At 70.0% G+C, this 17731-nt stretch carries 18 protein-coding genes; 10 read left to right on the top strand and 8 right to left on the bottom strand.

The genetic code is table 11. The annotated features are described in order from the left end of the window. Positions 1–3 precede the first annotated feature (3 nt). The 4 genes from ACFDS3_RS07760 to glp are packed head-to-tail and all read left to right on the top strand — an operon-like array spanning position 4 to position 4059. The gene (locus ACFDS3_RS07760) at positions 4–870 is read left to right on the top strand and encodes a formate dehydrogenase accessory sulfurtransferase FdhD (RefSeq protein ID WP_375261779.1); all 867 of its coding nucleotides are present in this window, start codon (positions 4–6) and stop codon (positions 868–870) included. Further along, positions 867–1475 (top strand): molybdenum cofactor guanylyltransferase MobA, encoded by a 609-nt coding sequence (gene mobA / locus ACFDS3_RS07755; RefSeq protein WP_375261778.1) that lies wholly within the window; start codon positions 867–869, stop codon positions 1473–1475. The genes ACFDS3_RS07760 and mobA overlap by 4 nt, the downstream gene beginning before the upstream one ends. Continuing rightward, on the top strand, positions 1472–1966 hold the full coding sequence (mobB, locus tag ACFDS3_RS07750) for a molybdopterin-guanine dinucleotide biosynthesis protein B (RefSeq protein WP_375261777.1): 495 nt from the start codon (positions 1472–1474) through the stop codon (positions 1964–1966). The genes mobA and mobB overlap by 4 nt, the downstream gene beginning before the upstream one ends. Beyond that, a complete protein-coding gene (glp, locus tag ACFDS3_RS07745; RefSeq protein WP_375261776.1) occupies positions 1963–4059 on the top strand; it encodes a gephyrin-like molybdotransferase Glp in 2097 nt (698 codons plus the stop codon). Before mobB ends, glp begins: the two co-directional genes overlap by 4 nt. 7 nt (positions 4060–4066) lie before the next feature. Here glp and ACFDS3_RS07740 read toward each other — a convergent pair whose 3' ends face one another. Continuing rightward, complete coding sequence (locus tag ACFDS3_RS07740) at positions 4067–4897, bottom strand: zinc-ribbon domain-containing protein (protein ID WP_375261775.1); 831 nt, start codon at positions 4895–4897, stop codon at positions 4067–4069. Positions 4898–5045: 148 nt separating this feature from the next. Between ACFDS3_RS07740 and ACFDS3_RS07735 the strand changes: the two genes are divergently transcribed. Genes ACFDS3_RS07735 through ACFDS3_RS07720 form a run of 4 tightly spaced genes read left to right on the top strand, consistent with a single transcriptional unit; the run spans position 5046 to position 7940 of the window. Then, complete coding sequence (locus tag ACFDS3_RS07735; protein WP_375261774.1) at positions 5046–5723, top strand: cell division ATP-binding protein FtsE; 678 nt, start codon at positions 5046–5048, stop codon at positions 5721–5723. A gap of 2 nt (positions 5724–5725) precedes the next feature. After that, positions 5726–6622, top strand: coding sequence for a cell division protein FtsX (locus ACFDS3_RS07730; protein ID WP_375261773.1), 897 nt, complete (start codon positions 5726–5728; stop codon positions 6620–6622). Further along, entirely contained in the window at positions 6622–7344 is a 723-nt protein-coding gene (locus ACFDS3_RS07725) for a lysophospholipid acyltransferase family protein (RefSeq protein ID WP_375261772.1), read from the top strand. Before ACFDS3_RS07730 ends, ACFDS3_RS07725 begins: the two co-directional genes overlap by 1 nt. Continuing rightward, positions 7341–7940 (top strand): MSMEG_1061 family FMN-dependent PPOX-type flavoprotein, encoded by a 600-nt coding sequence (locus ACFDS3_RS07720; protein WP_375261771.1) that lies wholly within the window; start codon positions 7341–7343, stop codon positions 7938–7940. Before ACFDS3_RS07725 ends, ACFDS3_RS07720 begins: the two co-directional genes overlap by 4 nt. A 42-nt stretch (positions 7941–7982) precedes the next feature. Here the strand turns inward: ACFDS3_RS07720 and pheT are convergent, their stop codons facing one another. The 6 genes from pheT to ACFDS3_RS07690 form a co-directional block, all read right to left on the bottom strand. Then, positions 7983–10379, bottom strand: a complete 2397-nt coding sequence (gene pheT / locus ACFDS3_RS07715; RefSeq protein ID WP_375261770.1) for a phenylalanine--tRNA ligase subunit beta — start codon at positions 10377–10379, stop codon at positions 7983–7985. Between the two features lie 91 nt (positions 10380–10470). After that, positions 10471–10818, bottom strand: coding sequence for a DUF2793 domain-containing protein (locus tag ACFDS3_RS07710; protein WP_375261769.1), 348 nt, complete (start codon positions 10816–10818; stop codon positions 10471–10473). A 115-nt stretch (positions 10819–10933) separates the two neighbouring features. Next, positions 10934–11551, bottom strand: coding sequence for a hypothetical protein (locus ACFDS3_RS07705; protein WP_375261768.1), 618 nt, complete (start codon positions 11549–11551; stop codon positions 10934–10936). Positions 11552–11556: 5 nt separating this feature from the next. Beyond that, positions 11557–11691, bottom strand: coding sequence for an aa3-type cytochrome c oxidase subunit IV (locus ACFDS3_RS07700; protein ID WP_375261767.1), 135 nt, complete (start codon positions 11689–11691; stop codon positions 11557–11559). 78 nt (positions 11692–11769) lie between these two features. Further along, on the bottom strand, positions 11770–12801 hold the full coding sequence (locus ACFDS3_RS07695; protein ID WP_375261766.1) for an MBL fold metallo-hydrolase: 1032 nt from the start codon (positions 12799–12801) through the stop codon (positions 11770–11772). A 61-nt stretch (positions 12802–12862) separates the two neighbouring features. After that, positions 12863–14566: an acyl-CoA dehydrogenase gene (locus tag ACFDS3_RS07690; protein WP_375261765.1), complete on the bottom strand. Its 1704-nt coding sequence runs from the start codon at positions 14564–14566 to the stop codon at positions 12863–12865. Positions 14567–14685: 119 nt separating this feature from the next. Between ACFDS3_RS07690 and ACFDS3_RS07685 the strand changes: the two genes are divergently transcribed. Beyond that, the gene (locus ACFDS3_RS07685) at positions 14686–15624 is read left to right on the top strand and encodes an L-threonylcarbamoyladenylate synthase (RefSeq protein ID WP_375261764.1); all 939 of its coding nucleotides are present in this window, start codon (positions 14686–14688) and stop codon (positions 15622–15624) included. 37 nt (positions 15625–15661) lie between these two features. Beyond that, positions 15662–16405: a M48 family metallopeptidase gene (locus ACFDS3_RS07680; RefSeq protein WP_375261763.1), complete on the top strand. Its 744-nt coding sequence runs from the start codon at positions 15662–15664 to the stop codon at positions 16403–16405. Here the strand turns inward: ACFDS3_RS07680 and pyrC are convergent, their stop codons facing one another. Continuing rightward, on the bottom strand, positions 16406–17674 hold the full coding sequence (gene pyrC, locus ACFDS3_RS07675) for a dihydroorotase (RefSeq protein ID WP_375261762.1): 1269 nt from the start codon (positions 17672–17674) through the stop codon (positions 16406–16408). Positions 17675–17731: the final 57 nt, after the last annotated feature.

Below are 17731 nucleotides of genomic sequence, written 5' to 3'. Positions count from 1 at the left end.
CAAATGCAATCTCGTGATGCCACTTATCTGATCGCCCCCGACCCGGCCGCCCCGCGCCTGACGCGCGCCGTGACCGGCACCGATCAGACCGGCGCGACCCAGACCATCCCCGTGGTTGAGGAGCGCCCCCTGACGATCTACCTCAACGGGCAGGAGATCGTCACCGCCATGACGATCGGCGACTATCCCCAGTATCTCGCGCTCGGGTTCCTGAAGAATCAGGGAATGCTGCGCGAGGGCGAAACGGTGACGGGCGTGGACTACGACGAGGATCTCGAGGTCGTCGTGGTCCGCACCGACACGCCCACCAGCCACGAGGAAAAGCTGAAGAAGAAGACGCGCACCAGCGGCTGCGCGGTCGGCACCGTCTTTGGCGACATGATGGAGGGGCTGGAGAACCTGCGCCTGCCCGAGGCCGAGCTGCGCACAAGCTGGCTTTATGCGCTGGCCAAGCGGATCAACACGACGCCCTCGCTGTATCTCGAAGCCGGTGCGATCCACGGCACCGTGCTGTGCCAAGAGGACCGCCCGCTGGTCTACATGGAGGATGTCGGCCGCCACAATGCCGTGGACAAGATTGCCGGGTGGATGGTCTCGCAAGGGGCCGATGGTGCCGACAAGATCATGTACACCACGGGGCGCCTGACGTCCGAGATGGTCATCAAGTGCGCCCATATGGGCATTCCCGCGCTGGTCTCGCGCTCGGGCTTCACCGCCTGGGGAGTCGAAATCGCGCGGCAGGTGAACCTGACCCTGATTGGCCGGATGCGTGGCGAACGCTTCGTCTGCCTCGCCGGAGAGGACCGCCTGATCCGCGACGCCGAACCGGGTGCCGCGGGCGAGGATCGCAAGCGGCGGTCTGCCTCATGATCGCGCCCTACGGCGTCATCCTGGCGGGCGGACGCGCGACCCGCATGGGCGGGGGCGACAAGGGGCGGATGATGCTGGGCGACCGCTCTATCCTCGATCGGGTGATCGACCGCCTCTCGCCCCAGGTGCCCCGCCTTGCGCTGTCGGCAAACGGCGACCCGGCGCGATTTTCCGACCTACAACTGACCGTCCTGCCCGACAGTATCGAGGGGCACCCCGGCCCGCTGGCTGGCGTGCTCGCGGGGATGGACTGGGCCGCGCGTCTGGGGGCCACCCACATCGTCACCGCCGCCGCCGACACGCCGTTCCTGCCGGGCGATCTTGTCCCGCAACTGGTGCTCGCAGCCGAAGCGCAGGGCAAGCCGATTGCGCTGGCCTCGACTCCCGACCCCGAGCGAGGCGTCGTCCGCCACCCGACCTGCGGCCTCTGGCCCGTCGACCTGCGCGAGGACCTGCGCGATGCCCTGAAGGACGGTGTCCGCAAGGTCGTCCTCTGGACCGAGCGGCATGGCACTGCGCTGGCTGCCTTCCCCACCGACCGGGGCGACCCGTTCTTCAACGTCAACACGCCCGAGGATCTCGACGCGGCGCGAGGAATGGCATGAGGCTTTACGGCGTGACCGGCTGGAAGAACGCCGGCAAGACCGGTCTGATGGAGCGTCTGGTGGCCGAATTCACGCGCCGCGGGCTGACCGTCTCGACCCTGAAACACGCGCATCACAGCTTCGACGTGGATCATCCGGGCAAGGATTCGCGCCGCCACCGCGAGGCTGGCGCGCACCAGGTGCTGCTATCCTCGCGCACCCGCTGGGCCCTGATGACCGAGCTGGGCGAGGTAGAGGAACCCCCGCTCGCCGACCTCCTGGCCCGGATGGCCCCGGTCGACCTGATCCTGGTCGAGGGTTGGAAGCGCGACCGTCACCCCAAGGTCGAGGCCTGGCGCACCGAAACGGGCCGCCCCCTGATCGCCCCCGACGATCCCACGATCCGCGCCGTCGCCGCCAAGGGCACACCGGAGATCGACGACCGCCCGATCCTCGACCTCGACGATACCGCCGCCATCGCCGACTTCATCGCCGCCGAGGTCGGGCTGTGAGGCCCTACGACACCATCCTCGTCGTGGACTGGTCCGCAGCCGAGGGCGTCCGCCGCGCCGAAAAGGACGCGATCTGGATCGGCATCGCGCGGAACGGAGCGGCCGAGGCCCCTGTCCACATGCCCACGCGCCACAAGGCCGAGGCGTGGCTGGCCGACACCCTGCGCACCGAGGTCGCCGCCGGCCGCCGCGTCATGGCTGCCTTCGACTTCCCTTTCGGCTACCCGAAAGGCTTCGCCCGCGCCGTCACCGGCCGGGACGACACGCTCGCCCTCTGGGACTGGCTCGCTGCCCGGATCAAGGATGACGCCAAGGGCCGCAACAACCGGTTCGCCGTTGCGTCGGAACTGAACCGCCTGTTCCCCGGCACCGGCCCGTTCTGGGGCAAGCCGAACGAGGCCGACTGGCCCGACCTCCCCTATCGCGGCACCGCCCGCGACGGGCACGGCATGGCCGAAAAGCGCGCCTGCGACCTCGCCGCGAAAGCCTCCTCCAGCGTCTGGCAGCTGTTCTTCAACCCCACCGTGGGCAGTCAGGCGCTGATGGGCCTGCCGATGCTCTCGCGCCTGCGCCGCATCAAAGGCGTCGCCGCGTGGCCCTTCGAGCCGTGGCAGGACGCACCCGCCGTTCTGACCGAGATCTGGCCGGGCCTGATCGAACCGGCGGTGAAGGCCGCCGGGGACGGCATCCGCGACACCCACCAGGTGCGCCTCCTGTCGCTCGCCCTGTCGCGCCTGCCAGCCGCTGAACTGGGCGCGATGATGGACGTAGAGGCCCCCGAGGAGGGCTGGATCCTCGGCACAGGCCACAGCGCGCGTCTGGTCGAACTGGCGGACCAGCCCCTTGCCCCGCCGCCCCTGTCGAACGACTGCTTCGCCCTGCCGCCCGGGGTCGAATGGACGCCGGTGGACGAGGCGCTCTCCCTCCTGCAGGGCAGGCTGCGTCCGGTCACGGCGCCCGAGACCGTCGCCGCTGCAACAGCCGACGGCCGCATCCTTGCCGCCCCCGCAATCGCTGTCCGCGCCAACCCGCCGGGGCCGAACTCGGCCGTCGATGGCTACGGTTTTGCCCATGCCGCGACCGGCGAAGGCCCGCAGACCCTGCCCCTCACCCCCGGCCGCGCCGCCGCCGGAGCGCCCTTCGCAGGCACCGTGCCGCACGGCCAAGCCGTCCGCATCCTCACCGGCGCGCTGCTGCCCGACGGCGTGGACACCGTCGTGCTCGAAGAAGACACCCGCACCGACGGCGCCTCCGTCGCCTTCAACGGCCCCGTCAAGCCCCGCGCCAACACCCGCCGCGCAGGCGAGGATGTGGACGCGGGCGACATCCTGCTGCCCGAGGGAGCGTGGCTCCGGCCACCCGACCTTGCGCTGCTTGCCGCCGCCGGTGTGCGCGAGGTCAGCGTGCGCCGGCCGCTCCGCGTCGGGGTCCTGTCCACCGGGGACGAGCTGGCCGTGCCCGGCAGCACCATGGAACCGGCCCGAACCTACGACGCAAATCGCCCGATGCTCTTGGCCCTCGCCGCGCGCTGGGGTCACGCGGCGGTGGATCTCGGTCACGTGGCGGACGACCGCGACGCCCTGCGCGACAGGCTCGACGGGGCACAGGCCGACGTCATCCTGACCTCGGGCGGTGCCTCGGCCGGCGACGAGGATCACGTCTCGGCCCTGCTGCAGGACGAGGGTGCGCTGACCTCGTGGCGGATCGCGCTGAAGCCGGGGCGGCCGCTGGCGCTAGGGATGCGGGGCGGCGTGCCGATCTTCGGCCTGCCGGGCAACCCGGTGGCCAGCTTCGTCTGCGCCCTGATTTTCGCGCGCCCCGCGCTGTCGCTGATGGCCGGCGGTGGCTGGGTCGAGCCGCTCGTCATGACCGTCCCCGCCGCATTCGAGAAGCGCAAGAAGCCCGGCCGGCGCGAATACCTGCGCGCCCGTCTGGGGCCGGAGGGGGTCGAGACCTTCGCGTCGGAAGGTTCGGGGCGCGTCTCGGGTCTTTCCTGGGCGGACGGGCTGGTCGAGCTTCCCGACGGGCCGGCGACCATCATGCGCGGCGATCCGGTGCGCTTCCTGCCCTATGCAGGCTTCGGACTGGTCTAGGCGCGGATCAGGCCGACAGGCTCTCGATCCATTGGGCCGCGTTCTGGAACAGCCCTTCGACCGCCGCGCGGAGCTCGTTCACCGCCCCGACATAGGCCGCCAGCTCGGCCTGCAACGCCGGCACGCTCGCGGCAATCTGAGGCGCCGCGAGGTAGAGCGCCATGATCAAGATCGCCAGCGACAGCATCAGCAGGAAACCGGTGCGAAACGCTCCGCCTCCGGACCGCGTGGTGTCATCGGCTTCGGTTTCGCCTGAGTCGCTGGCCGTGAGGGTCGAGTTCAGCTCTTCGATATCCGGAAAGGCACTACGATCCGGGCGCCTGGGATGCACCGTCCGGACGGCATCCTCGGCAGGAGCGGGCTGGACCTCGGGCTCAGGCTCCGGCTTCGTTTCGGGCTCTGGCGGGCGGCTCTTCGGGGGCTGGTCCTCGAGCCCCAGGTCGGGCTGCGTCTCGATGCCGGTAACGCGCCGCGCCCGGCGGCGGGCCGCTTCGCGCTGCGCTTCCTCGCGCAGGATTTGCCGGGCGTCCTCGTCCAGCTCGCGGCGTTGCCCGCGCGGGCCCGGGGTGTCGGCTTCGTCCACCTCCGCCGAAGCCGGCTCTGCCTCCACCGGCAGGGGTTCGGGCTCGGTCTCCGGGGGGGCCGCGGGCGGAGCGGGTTCGGGCGTCGCGGTCTCTGGCACCGGGTCCGATGCGTCGGCGATCTCCTCGACCGTGCCGTCGGCGTATTGCATCCAGGTGTGCCCGCAGGCCGAGCACTGCACGTCGCGGCCCTCCTGGGGGATCAGCGTCGCATCGACCTCGTATTGGGCCGCACAATTCGGACAGATGATCCGCATGTTCAGATGGCCGCCCCTTCAAGGTCTTGTTATTGGTAATCTTCCCTTTGGTAGCAATAGAGCGCAGCCAAGCAACCCTTTTGCCACCCTGCGCGATTGAATCGCCCCGCCCGGTGCGGCAAAACGGTCGCTAGCTGATGAGGCGCCCGTGATCGAGCTGGACGACATAACATATGGCTACGACGGCACCGCGCTTCTGAGCGGGATCACCCTGTCCCTTTCGCCCGGCAGCTTCCATTTCCTGACCGGCCCATCCGGCGCAGGCAAGACCACGCTGCTGCGCCTGTGCTACCTGGACCTGACGCCCTCGCGCGGGTCGATCAGCGTGTTCGGCGTGCCGGCAGACAGGCTGGGGCGCAACGACGTCGCCAAGCTGCGCCGGCGCGTGGGCATGGTCCACCAGGACTGCGGGTTCCTCGAACACCTGTCCGTGCGCGACAACGTCGCGATGCCGCTGGCAACGGCGGGCCAGGACCCTGCCCTTCACGCCGAAGAGATCGACGAGCTTCTGGCCTGGGTCGGCCTGTCCCGGCGCGCCCACGCCCTGCCGGCCGAGCTGTCGGGCGGCGAAAAGCAGCGCGCCGCGCTGGCCCGTGCGCTGATCCTGTCCCCGGACGTGATCCTGGCCGACGAGCCCACCGGCAATGTAGATTGGGAGATGTCGCTGCGCCTCCTGACCCTGCTGGTCGAGCTAAACCGCATGGGCAAGGCGGTGCTGATCGCGACGCACGACATGAACCTGATCCGCGCGGCGAAAAGCCAGGTGCAGGCGCGCGTCATGCGGCTGCGGCGCGGGCAGCTCGACATGGCGGGTGCAGACCTTTGAGGATGCTTCGCGACATTGCGCAGACGCTGGCCGGGGACGCGCAGGCCGACTGGGTCGTGCCGCCCTCGGGCTTTACGGCGCGGCTGACGACCTTCGCCGCCGCCGCCATGGCGTTCCTCGCCGTCTTTGCCCTCGCCCTGTCACTGGCGACCCACCGGCTGGCCGACCGCTGGTCGAACGCGCTCGCGCAAAGCTCGACCATCCGCATCTCGGCCCCGCTGGCCCAGCGCGAGGCACAGACGCGCGCGGTGGTCGAACTGTTGCAGACGACACCTGGCATTGCCTCGGCCCGCGCGCTCGATCCGGCCGAGCAGCGCGCCCTGCTGGAGCCGTGGTTCGGCCCCGACCTGCCGGTCGAGACGCTGCCGATCCCGCAGCTGGTCGAGGTGATCGAGACCCCCGAGGGCTACGACGCCCAAGGCCTGCGCCTGCGTCTTGCGGCCGAGGCGCCGGGCGCGATCCTCGACGACCACACCCGCTGGCGCCGCCCGCTGGTGCGCGCGGCCGAACGGCTGCACATGCTGGGCCTCGGCGCGCTCGTCCTGATACTGATGGCGATGGCGGCGATGATCACGCTGGCGGCGATGTCGGCGCTGGCCGCGAACCGCGACGTCATGCGGGTCCTGCGCCTGATCGGCGCGCGCGACACCTTCATCGCGCGCGCCTTCGTCCGCCGCTTCACCCTCCGCGCCGCAAGTGGCGCGCTGGCCGGCACCGCCGCCGGGATGCTCGCGATCTGGGCACTCCCGTCCGTCGAGCAGGCCGGCGGTTTCCTCACCGGGCTGGGCTTCACCGGGGCGGGCTGGCTTGCGCCGCTTCTGGTGCCGCCGGTCGCCGGTCTCACGGCCTTCTGGGCCACCCGCCTTGCCGCGCTGCGTGCGCTAAGGAGCATATCCTGATGCAGTATCTTCGCTCGCTGGTTTTCACCGTCCAGATGTATGCCGTCATGGCGCTCATGGGCCTCTACTGGGCGCCCGTCGCCATGCGCAAGGCCGACGGCGCGCATCGCGGCGTGCGCGCCTATTGCAACTATGTCCGCTGGTCCGCCGCCTGGATGATCGGTCTGACCTCGGACGTGCGGGGCAAGGTGCCCGAGGGCGCAGTGATGATCACGGCCAAGCACCAGTCGTTCTTCGACATCATCATGCTCTGTTCGGTGCTGCCCGCCCCGAAGTTCATCATGAAGAAGGAACTGACCCGCGCGCCCGTCCTCGGCTGGTTCGCCAAGCGGATGGGCTGCGTGCCCGTGGACCGCGGCAAGAAGGGACAGGCCATCGCCAAGATGATGGCCGATGTCGACAAGGGCCGTGCGCGGCCAGGGCAGCTGATCATCTATCCGCAGGGAACCCGCGTCGCACCGGGGGTGGCGGTGCCCTACAAGACCGGCACGGCCGTCCTGTACCAGCAGCTGCAAGAGCCGGTGATTCCGGTGGCGGTGAATGTCGGCGTCTTCTGGCCCCGGATGGGGGTCCTGAAGAAACCCGGCCATGCGGTGATCGAGTTCCTCGACCCGATCCCGCCGGGACTGCCGCGGCAGGAATTCATGGACCGGCTGCGCAATGCGGTCGAGGAGCGTTCGGACGCGCTGATGGCAGAAGCAGGATGGAAGGTGCTCACATGAGCCGGATCGACAGCATCGGGGCCTTGCGCGCCCTCTACGGCACGCCCGTTCCGGCGTCGCTGAGCAAGGTCGCGCCCCGGCTGACGCAGGCCTATGCCGACTGGATCGCGCAGTCGCGCTTCTGCCTGATCGCCACGTCGGGACCGGCCGGCCCCGATGTCAGTCCGCGCGGGGACGAGGGGCCGGTGGTCCGGATCGTCTCGGCCACCCGGCTCGAGATGCCGGACTGGCACGGCAACAACCGGGTCGACACGCTCGAGAACATCGTCGCGGATGGCGGCGTGTCGCTGCTGTTCATGGTGCCCGGGTCGGACAACGTCGTCCGCGTGAACGGGCGCGCCCACGTCACCGTCGATGCCGACCTCTGCAACAGCTTCGCGCGCCTCGGGAAGGCGCCGCGCAGCGTCGTGGTGATCGAGATCGCCGAGGTCTATTTCCAGTGCGCCCGCGCCGTGATGCGCGCACGGCTCTGGGGGCAGGACGAGTCCGCCGACCTGCCCACAGCCGGAGAGATGATGCGTTCCGCCGGGGCCGAGGATTTCGACGCGGCACGCTACGATGCCGAATGGCACCGCCGCGCGCGCGACACCATGTGATAGCCGCCAGCCCGCCTTGCGAAAAGGCGGGCTGGCAATTGCCTAGCCGCGTAGCGTGCCGCCGGTCGCGCTTTCGACCTTCTGGACGACCTTCTGCGCGACGGCCTCGATCTCCTTGTCGGTCAGCGTCTGGCCCTTGGGCTGGATGCGGACCGTGATGGCGAGCGACTTCTTCCCCTCGCCCAGGCTGCCGCCGACGAACTGGTCAAACACCCGCACCTCGTCGATCAGCGCCTTGTCCGCCCCCTGCGCCGCCGCGACGACCTGCTGCGCCTCGATCCGGTCGTCCAGCACGAAGGCAAAGTCGCGCTCGACCGCCTGCAGGTCGCTCAGCTCCAGCGCCGGGCGGGCGGCGCCCTGGTTGCGTGGGGCGGGAACCTGATCGGGCCAGATCGTGAAGGCCACGGCAGGCCCCTTGACGCCCATCTCGCGCAGGATCTTCGGGTGAACCTCGCCGAACACGCCCAGCGTCTTCTTTGGGCCAAGGCAGATGCGCCCGTGACGGCCGGGATGCCACCACTCGGCCCCCTCGCGGAAGACCTGCGTCTTGGCGGGCGCGCCGAGCGCGGCCAGAACCGCCTCGATATCCGCCTTCACGTCAAACACGTCCACCGGGCGCGATGCGCCGTGCACATCCTTCGGCCCGGTGCGCCCGGTCAGAAGGCCCGCAACCTGCACGCACGACTCCTCTGGCTCGCCGCCCTGAAAGGTGGTGCCGACCTCGAACAGCGCCACGTCGCCCTGCCCGCGCTTCTGGTTCCGCGCGGCCGCCTGCAGAAGGCCCGGCAGCAGGTCGGGGCGCAGGTGGCTCATCTCGGACGAAATGGGGTTCTCCAGCATCGTCGCGTCCGACCCGCCCTCGAACAGCGCAGCTGAATCCGCGTCGATGAACGAGTAGGTCACCGCCTCGTTGTAACCCAGCGCGGCACAGGTGCGCCGCGCGATCTGCTCGCGCCGCTGGCCCTCGGTCAGGATCGGTTTCGGCACGCCCGGCTGGGGCCGCGCCATCGGCTGCGGCACCAGCCGCGTGAGTGAGGCGATGCGCGCGACCTCTTCCACAAGATCCGCCTCGCCCTTCACGTCGGGACGCCAGCTCGGCACGTGGGCAAGGTCGCCCTCCAGCCGGAAGCCAAGCGCCTCCAGCGTCTCGCGCTGCTGGGCCGCGGGAATGTCCATCCCCACCAGCGACGAACACCGCGCCGTGTCGAGCGAATAGGCGCGCGCATGATCCGGCGCCGCCCCGGCCTCGACCACCTCGGATGCCTTACCGCCGCACAGGTCCAGGATCATCCGCGTCGCTGCCTCAAGGCCCGGCCGCGTCCATGCAGGGTCCACGCCGCGCTCAAACCGATACCGCGCGTCCGAGTTGATCTTCAGCGCGCGGCCTGTCCGCGCAATCGTCACCGGGTCCCACCAAGCAGACTCGACAAACACGTCCACCGTGTCCTCCTCCACGCCGGTGGGCGCGCCGCCCATGATGCCCGCGATGCTCTCGACGCCCTGGGAATCGCTGATGACGACTTGACCCGCGCCGAACGTGTAGCTGCGCTCGTCCAGCGCCTCGAGCGTTTCGCCGCCCGTCGCCAGGTGCACCCGAAGCTCGCCCGTCACCCGCGCCGCATCGAAGACGTGCAGCGGCCGATTCATGTCGAAGGTGAAGAAGTTGGTGATGTCGACAAGGGACGAGATCGGGCGCAACCCTATCGCCTTCAGCCGCGCCTGCAGCCACGCCGGCGACGGCCCGTTCTTCACGCCACGGATCAGCCGCCCGGTGAAATGGGGCGCATGGGGCAGCGCATCCTCGTCTATGGTCACGCCGACGGGGCACGGGAACGTGCCTTCGACCACCGGCGCGTCCATCGGCTTCAGCGTCCCCAGCCCCCGCGCGGCCAAATCGCGGGCAATGCCGCGCACGCCCAGCGCATCGGGGCGGTTGGGGGTGATCGCGATCTCGATCACAGGGTCCACGGCCTCAGGGCGGTTGGCGGCGAGCCAGTCGGCAAAGCTCTGGCCCGGCTCGCCCGAGGGCAGCTCGATGATGCCATCATGCTCTTCCGACAGCTCCAGCTCGCGCTCGGAGGCCATCATGCCGAAGCTCTCGATGCCCCGGATCTTGCCGACGGCAATCGTGGTGTCGAGGCCGGGGATGTAGGTGCCGGGCTTGGCGACGACCACGGTGATCCCCGCCCGCGCGTTCGGCGCGCCGCAGATGATCTGGGTCGGGCCCTCGCCCGCCTCGACCGAGCACACCCGCAAACGGTCGGCATCGGGATGCTGCTCGGCGGTGGCGACGTTGCCGATCACGAACGGGCGCAGCGCGGCAGAGGGGTCGAACACCTCTTCGACCTCGAGGCCCAGATCGGTCAGCGCCTCGGCGATCTCGTCGACCGTGGCGGTGGTCTCGAGGTGATCCTTCAGCCAGGACAGCGTGAATTTCATGTCGCTCCGCGCCTCTTGTCGTGTCGCCCGCGGGACTAGCGCAGGCGGCGCGGAATGGGAAGCGCCCGGACCGTGCCGGGCGCCCCCCGGGTCAGTCCAACACGGGCGCCTTCCAGCCGGTCGCGGTCATGACCCGCAGACGGCCCGTATCGGCGGCCACGGCGATCCAACCGGCGCGCGGGGTGATGAAGACCCAGCCGCCGTTCTGGAACGCGGCGATGGTGCCGCCCCGCCCGGCCCAGGCGCCCTGCGGCGCCGAGGCCAGCGCATAGGCCGCGCCCTCGACCGGGGCAGCGGGCGGCGTCACGGCGTCGAACGCGACGACGGCAAGCTGCGCCACGAGGTCGAGCCGCGCGATCGCCTCGTTATGGGTGACGTGCTTCTGCGCCTGCGAGGGCTGGATGAAGGGCAGCGACAGGTTGGCGGAGGTGTCGGACATGGGATCCTCGGGATAGGTCTGAACGGCGCGACCATCCGCGCGCCGCCCTTGCCGAACCCTTCACACTCCGTGCGCTCCTGCCCGGGGTTGCGCAACTCCCGGGCGGGGCGCGCGCTCAGGCGCCGGGCGGCAGCGGCACGCCACCTCGTCCGAAGATCACGTTGTGATTGGTGTCCACGGTCGACACGTCGATTCGCGCTTCGGTCACACCCGGAAGCGCCCCGAAATCCCGCATCAGGCTGTTGGGAAACCAGCTTCGCCCGACATCCAGCCCCGCCTGCCGCAGGATGCCGCTGGTCGCCAGCGCGCAAGTGGCCTGCCCCGCCGCGCCGTGCGCCTTCATCGCGGCGATCAGGGTGTCCGCGGTCTCGCGGCTGACCGCCTTGTCCTGCCGCACGATGTAGAAGTCAGGGCGCACGTGGTAGTCGATGTAGATCCGCTCGATCAGGGGGGTGATCCCGTGCAGCAGGTCGCCGACCTCGGGCACCTGGGGGTGCCGGAAGGACCCCGCCGGGTCCCACAGGACCCGTTCGCTGCCGTTCACCAGCAGCGCGGTGTGGGCGCCGTTGTCCTTGCCCACGCCGCGCACGGTGAACAGCGTGATCTGCGCCGGACCGCCGTCGGAATAGCTGCGCCGCGCGACCTCGGCCGGGTCGGCCGGTGGGGGATTGCCCACGGCGCACCCCGCCAGCACGACGCACAGCGCCGCAAGCGCAACGGCGATGCGGCGCATCCCGATCAGCCGTTGATGAGCCAGAGCAGGATCAGCCCGACGACAATCGCGACCGATGCCCAGGTTATTATCGAGATGAAGCCGTTGAAGGTCTTCTCATGCCCCGTGATGTCCATCGAACCTTGGGAGTGCTTGGCCATGTTCCGCTCCGAAGAATACAGTTTCGCGACGTGATAGCCCATGCGCAGGGCAGTGTCACCGTCTCGAAGGCGTCCAGATCAACGCAATGCGAAACGCCACACACCGTCCGCGTCGGTCTCGCGCAGCGCCTCGCCGCGATGGACGAGGTGCTGGCAATGCGCGACCGCCTCGACCAGTGCCAGGCCGAACTCCGCCTCGCGGATCTCGCGCTTGAAGACGGGGCGAAAGCACTCCACCGCGCTGCGCGGCTCGGCCAGGTGGGACCGTAGCCGGTCGAGCGCGCCCTCGTGATTCTCGACGAGCTGCCGCAGCCGCGTGGGCAGGCCCTGGAACGGCAGCTTGTGCCCCGGCAGGACGATGCGGTCCGGGGTGGCGAGGCCGCGAAAGCGCTCGCACGACGCCAGCCAGTCGCCCACCGGATCGGCCTCGGGCTCGGTCGCGTAGGTGCCGAGATTGGGCGAGATCGACGGCAGAAGCTGGTCTCCGCCAAGGATCAGCGGGCCGTCCTCTTCCCACAGAGTCGCGTGTTCGGGGGCATGGCCGTCACCGCAATGGATGTGCCACCACCGCCCGCCGAGGCAGATCATGTCCTCGTTCGTCAGCCGCCGGTAACCAAGCGGAAGCGGCGCGACCACGTCGGCAAAGTTGAACGGCCGCTCGGCCGCGCGCGTCTCGATCATCTCGGGCGGCATTCCAGCGGCGCGCCAGTAGGCCAGCGTCTCGGGCGTGGGGCGCTCGTGCACGTCAAGCGTCAGCATCCGCGCCATCAGCCATCCGGTGCGCGGCATCAAAAGCTCGGCGCCGTGCTCGGCCTGGAACCAGCCGGCAAGGCCCACATGGTCGGGGTGGTGGTGGGTCACGACGACACGTGTCACCCGCCGCCCGTCCAGCGCACGGTTCCAGAGGTCGCGCGTCTTGCGGCTGTCGAAGCCGGTGTCGACCACGGTGACCGCGCCGTCGCCCTCGTCCAGCAGCCAGCAGTTCACGTGGTCCAGCGCCATCGGCAGCGGCAGGCGCAGCCACTCGATGCCGTCGGCGACAGGGGTCGGGACGCCGAATTCCGGCGGCGTCTCATGGATATAGCGAATGGTGCCGCCGTCGCTTGTCATGTCGCTCTTCCTCAGGTCCGGGGCAGCGTTAACCGCTTGCCCCGGCCGAGACAACAGCCCCTCAGGCCGCCGTCAGGTCGTCGAGGCCGAGGGCGTAAAGCCCCGCTGCCCCCGCCCTCGCCTGGGTCAGAAGCGCACGATGCTCGGGCAGCAGCCGGTCGATATAGAACGCCGCCAGCGCCCCGCGCGCCGCGTCGCCCCGCTGCGCGGCCCGCAGATGCGCGGCCCCGCCCAGCACACGGGCGAAGGCCCGCAGGTAGGGCACGGCGCCGGCAAAGCGGTCCTGCATCTCCTGCTCGACCAGCCATTCGGTCGTCTCGCGCAGCGCCTCGGTCGCTTCCCATACCTTCTGGGCAAGCGCCTCGTGCGTGGCGCGGGCCTCTTCAGCCTCGGACTGGATCGCGTCGAGCACCGAGAACGCTGCCTCGCCCCCGTCCATCATCTTGCGCGCGACAAGGTCCATCGCCTGGATGCCGTTCGTCCCCTCGTAGATCGGCGTGATCCGGGCGTCGCGGCTGAACTGGGCGGCGCCGGTTTCCTCGACGAACCCCATGCCGCCGTGGATCTGCACCCCCTCGTGCGAGACCTGCACACCCACCTCGGTGCCGAAGACCTTGGTGATCGGCGTCAGAAGCGCCGCGCGAGCCTTCCAGGTCGCCTCGCCCGTCGCCGCGGCCATGTCGATCGATACCGCGTTCATCAGCGCGATGGACCGCGCCGCGAACAGGTCCGCCTTCATCTGCGTCAGCATCCGCCGCACATCGGCATGCTCGACGATGGCCCCCGATCCAGTCGCCTTCCCCTGCACCCGATCCATCGCATAGGCCAGCGCGTGCTGATACGCCCGCTCGCCTACGCCGATGCCCTGCGCACCGACGCCAAGACGCGCGTTGTTCATCATGGTGAACATCGCCGCCATGCCCTTGTTCGGCCCGTCGACCAGCCATCCCTTGGCGCCGTCGAACTCCATCACGCAGGTCGGCGAGGCGTGGATGCCCATCTTCTCTTCCAGGCTCACGACCCGCAGGTCGTTCTGCTCGCCCGGCTCACCCTGAGCATCGGGCAGGTACTTGGGCACCAGGAACAGGCTGATCCCCTTGGTCCCCGCAGGTGCATCCGGCAGGCGCGCCAGCACCAGGTGCACGACGTTCGGCAGGAAATCCGCGTCGCCCCAGGTGATGTAGATCTTCTGCCCCGTGATCCGGTAGCTGCCGTCGTCATTCGGCTCGGCCTTCGTCCGCAGCGCGCCCACGTCCGACCCGGCCTGCGGTTCGGTCAGGTTCATGGTGCCCGACCATTCGCCGCTCGTCAGCTTGGGCAGGTACAGCGCCTTCAGCTCGTCGCTCGCATGATGCTCCAGCGCCTCGATCTGGCCCTGGCTCAAGAGGGGGCACAGCTGCAGCGACAGGCAGGCCGAGGACAGCATCTCGTTCACCGCCGTCGTCACCGCCATCGGAAGGCCCATGCCGCCATGATCGGGATTCGCCGCCATGCCGACCCATCCGCCCTCGGCGATCGCCTTGTAGCCGTCGCCGAACCCGGGCGAGGTCCGCACCACGCCGTTCTCCAGCTTCGCCGGGTTGCGGTCGCCGGGCCAGTTCAGCGGCGCGATCACCTCTTCGCTCAGGCGCGCGGCCTCGGTCAGGATCTGCTCGACCAGTTCCGGCGTGGCCTCGGCGAAGCGCTCGGTCTCGGACACGCGCGAAAGCCCGACGACATTCTCGAAGATGAAACGATAGTCGTTCAACGGGGCGCGATAGGGCATGGCGGCGGCTCCTCCAACTGGCTTGCGGGACAGAATGAAGGGCCGCCTCCCTTCCGACAAGCGGAACGCGGCGTTATCGGCATCTGGCCAAGGCGGCCCGGCTGCCCTAATCCGACGCCATGACGTTGCGCCTTTCCGCCGACACGACCGGCATCGACCGCGCCGCCCAACTCTTGCGGCAGGGCGGCCTCGTCGCCTTCCCGACCGAGACCGTCTATGGCCTCGGCGCAGACGCCACAGACGCCCGCGCGGTGGCCGGCATCTACGCCGCGAAGGGCCGGCCCAGCTTCAACCCCCTGATTGCGCATGTCCCCTCGCTTCAAGCGGCCGAAGACCTCGTCCACCTCGACGACCTCGCGCGCCAGCTCGCCCGCGCCTTCTGGCCCGGCCCGATGACGCTGGTCCTGCCCCTGCACGACGGCGCCCCCATCGCCGATCTCGTCACCGCGGGCCTTCCCACGCTGGCCGTCCGCGTGCCCGATGCGCCGCTGGCCCTGCAACTACTCGAACGCATCGGCCATCCCGTCGCCGCGCCCTCGGCCAACCCCTCGGGCCGGGTCAGCCCCACAACGGCCAACCATGTCGAGGCGGGCTTGGGCGACCGGATCGACGCGATCCTCGACGGCGGCCCCTGCCCCGTCGGCCTCGAATCAACGATCCTGATGCCCGTGGACGGCACCGTCCGTCTCCTCCGCCCCGGCGGGCTGCCGGTCGAGCGGATCGAGGCCCTGCTTGGCACCCCAATCAGCCTTGAGGCGACCGGTGACACCCCGACCGCGCCCGGCCAACTCGCCTCGCACTACGCGCCACAGGGCCGGGTGCGGCTGAATGTCACGCAGCCCGACCCGGACGAAACGCTCCTCGGCTTCGGCCCGGTCAAAGCCGAACTGAACCTCTCGCCCACCGGCGACCTGACCGAGGCCGCCGCGCAGCTTTTCGGCCACCTCCAGACCCTCGACCGCATGGGCGCGCCCCGCATCGCGGTCAGCCCCGTCCCGGAACAGGGCCTCGGGCGCGCGATCAACGACCGCCTGCGCCGCGCCGCCGCCCCACGCTGAACGGGGAACGCGCAGCAGGGACGCGCGTTCGGCCCTCATGTGCCAAAGCTGCTTTACCCGCCGCGCATTCCTCGGCGCCTCGCTGACCGCCCCCGTGGCGCTTTCGGGTTGCGACGAGGCCCCGAACCTCGTCTCGGACGAAGAGGCCGCCCGCATGGGCCAGGAAGCGTGGGAGCAGATGCTCGAAGCCACGCCCCTCAGCCGCAACCGGTCCTACCAAGAGGCGCTCGACAGCGTTTCGATGCGGCTTCTCAGCGCCGCCGGTGCCGGTCCCGAAGGATGGGAAATCGAGGTCTTCGCCTCGCCCGACATCAACGCCTTCGCGCTGCCCGGCGGCAAGATCGGCGTCTATGAAGGCATGTTCAACGTCGTTCAGAACGAGTCGCAGCTTGCCGCCATCGTCGGGCACGAGATCGGCCACCTCGAAGCCGAACATTCGCAAAAGCGCATGTCGGCCCAGATCGCCCGGAACGCCGGGGTGCGCGTGGTGGACTTCTTCCTCAACATCGGTGGCATCGAATACAGCGGCGAGATCGCGGCCGCGCTGGGCCTCGGCCTGGATTACGGCCTGCTGCTGCCCTACTCCCGCGATCAGGAGCTTGAGGCTGACGCCCTCGGCCTCACCACAATGTCCGCCGCCGGGTTCAACCCGCAAGAGGCCGTTACCCTGTGGCAGCGGATGCAGGCCGCGAACGCCAACCGCGCCCCCGAGTTCCTCGCGACCCACCCCACCCCGGCCTCGCGCATCCGCGAGATCGAAGCGATCCTCGAGACGATCTGATCAGGCGGCCTCGCGCGCATAGACCCGCGCGCCGCCGACCCACGTGCCCAGCACCCGCCCCTGCATCCGGGCCCCGTCGAAGGGCGTGTTCTTGGATTTCGACGCCAGCGTCGAGCGGTCCAGCACGAAGGGCGCATCTGGATCGAAAAGCACCAGATCCGCCGGCGCGCCCGCCGAGAGCCGCCCCGCGTCCAGCCCCAGCCGCCGCGCCGGTGTCAGCGACAGCGCCCGCCATAGCTGCGGCAGCGTCAGGCTGCCCGAATGGACCAACTGCATCGCCGCCGGCAGCAGCGTTTCCAGCCCCACCGCGCCCGAGGCGGCCTCCTCGAACGGCAGGCGCTTCGATTCCTCGTCCTGCGGCGTGTGCATCGAGCAGATCACGTCGATCAGCCCCGACGCCACCGCCTCGACCGCCGCCTGCCGGTCATCCTCGGCCCGAAGCGGCGGCTTCAGCTTGAAGAAGGTGCGGTAGCCCGACACGTCCAGCTCGTTCAGCGTCAGGTGATGGATGCCGATCCCGGCGGTGATATCCAGCCCGTTGCGCTTGGCCCGCTCCAACGCCGGCAGCGCCCGGGCCGAGGTGATCTGGTCCACGTGATACCGCGCGCCCGTCATCTCGAGCAGCGAGATGTCGCGATCCAGCCCCATCCGCTCGGCCATCGGCGACACCGCCGGCAACCCGTAAAGCGAGGCGAACTTGCCGCTCGTCGCCGCGGCCCCCCGGCTCAACCCCGGCTCCTGCACGTGCCCCACAACCAGCGCGCCAAGGCCCTTGGCATAGGTCAGCGCGCGGGACAGCACGCGCGTATCCTCGACCACCCGGTCGCAATCGGTGAACGCCACCGCGCCCGCATCCATCAGGAAGCCGAACTCGGTCATCTCGCGCCCGTCGCGCCCCTTGGTCAGCGCGGCCATGTGGGCCGTCCGCACCTTCGAATCGGCCTCGGCCCGTCTGGCAACGAACTCCAGCACCTCGGGCGTGTCGATCGCGGGCGACGTGTCGGGCCGCGTCACCATCGTCGTCACCCCGCCCCGCGCGGCCGCGCGCCCGGCCGATGCGAAGCTCTCCTTGTGCCGCTCGCCCGGCTCGGACACCTTTACACCCAGATCCACGATCCCCGGCGCAAGGCACTTGCCCCGGCAGTCGATCACCTCGGCCCCCTCGGGTGCTGCGTCCACGATGCGCCCCTCGGCGACGTGCAGGTCGCCCCGGCGCTCCTCGCCGGTCTCGGGGTCGATCAGGCGGGCATTGCGGAAGGTCAGGGTCATGGGCGTCTCCGGGTCCGGGCGTGGCCGACATACGCCGCCGCCCCCGCCGCTGGCAAC

Origin of the sequence: Palleronia sp., assembly GCF_042089775.1 — a bacterium.
Taxonomy (GTDB): Bacteria; Pseudomonadota; Alphaproteobacteria; order Rhodobacterales; family Rhodobacteraceae; genus Palleronia.
This window is presented reverse-complemented; position numbering and strand designations above follow the sequence as displayed.

Bases quoted from the DNA above. Each gene is read 5' to 3' on its own strand.
- ACFDS3_RS07760 (WP_375261779.1), top strand. From the start codon at position 4: ATGCAATCTCGTGATGCCACTTATCTGATCGCCCCCGACCCGGCCGCC.
- mobA (WP_375261778.1), top strand. From the start codon at position 867: ATGATCGCGCCCTACGGCGTCATCCTGGCGGGCGGACGCGCGACCCGC.
- mobB (WP_375261777.1), top strand. From the start codon at position 1,472: ATGAGGCTTTACGGCGTGACCGGCTGGAAGAACGCCGGCAAGACCGGT.
- ACFDS3_RS07740 (WP_375261775.1), bottom strand. From the start codon at position 4,897: ATGCGGATCATCTGTCCGAATTGTGCGGCCCAATACGAGGTCGATGCG.
- ACFDS3_RS07730 (WP_375261773.1), top strand. From the start codon at position 5,726: ATGCTTCGCGACATTGCGCAGACGCTGGCCGGGGACGCGCAGGCCGAC.
- ACFDS3_RS07725 (WP_375261772.1), top strand. From the start codon at position 6,622: ATGCAGTATCTTCGCTCGCTGGTTTTCACCGTCCAGATGTATGCCGTC.
- ACFDS3_RS07720 (WP_375261771.1), top strand. From the start codon at position 7,341: ATGAGCCGGATCGACAGCATCGGGGCCTTGCGCGCCCTCTACGGCACG.
- pheT (WP_375261770.1), bottom strand. From the start codon at position 10,379: ATGAAATTCACGCTGTCCTGGCTGAAGGATCACCTCGAGACCACCGCC.
- ACFDS3_RS07710 (WP_375261769.1), bottom strand. From the start codon at position 10,818: ATGTCCGACACCTCCGCCAACCTGTCGCTGCCCTTCATCCAGCCCTCG.
- ACFDS3_RS07705 (WP_375261768.1), bottom strand. From the start codon at position 11,551: ATGCGCCGCATCGCCGTTGCGCTTGCGGCGCTGTGCGTCGTGCTGGCG.
- ACFDS3_RS07700 (WP_375261767.1), bottom strand. From the start codon at position 11,691: ATGGCCAAGCACTCCCAAGGTTCGATGGACATCACGGGGCATGAGAAG.
- ACFDS3_RS07695 (WP_375261766.1), bottom strand. From the start codon at position 12,801: ATGACAAGCGACGGCGGCACCATTCGCTATATCCATGAGACGCCGCCG.
- ACFDS3_RS07690 (WP_375261765.1), bottom strand. From the start codon at position 14,566: ATGCCCTATCGCGCCCCGTTGAACGACTATCGTTTCATCTTCGAGAAT.
- ACFDS3_RS07685 (WP_375261764.1), top strand. From the start codon at position 14,686: ATGACGTTGCGCCTTTCCGCCGACACGACCGGCATCGACCGCGCCGCC.
- ACFDS3_RS07680 (WP_375261763.1), top strand. From the start codon at position 15,662: ATGTGCCAAAGCTGCTTTACCCGCCGCGCATTCCTCGGCGCCTCGCTG.
- pyrC (WP_375261762.1), bottom strand. From the start codon at position 17,674: ATGACCCTGACCTTCCGCAATGCCCGCCTGATCGACCCCGAGACCGGC.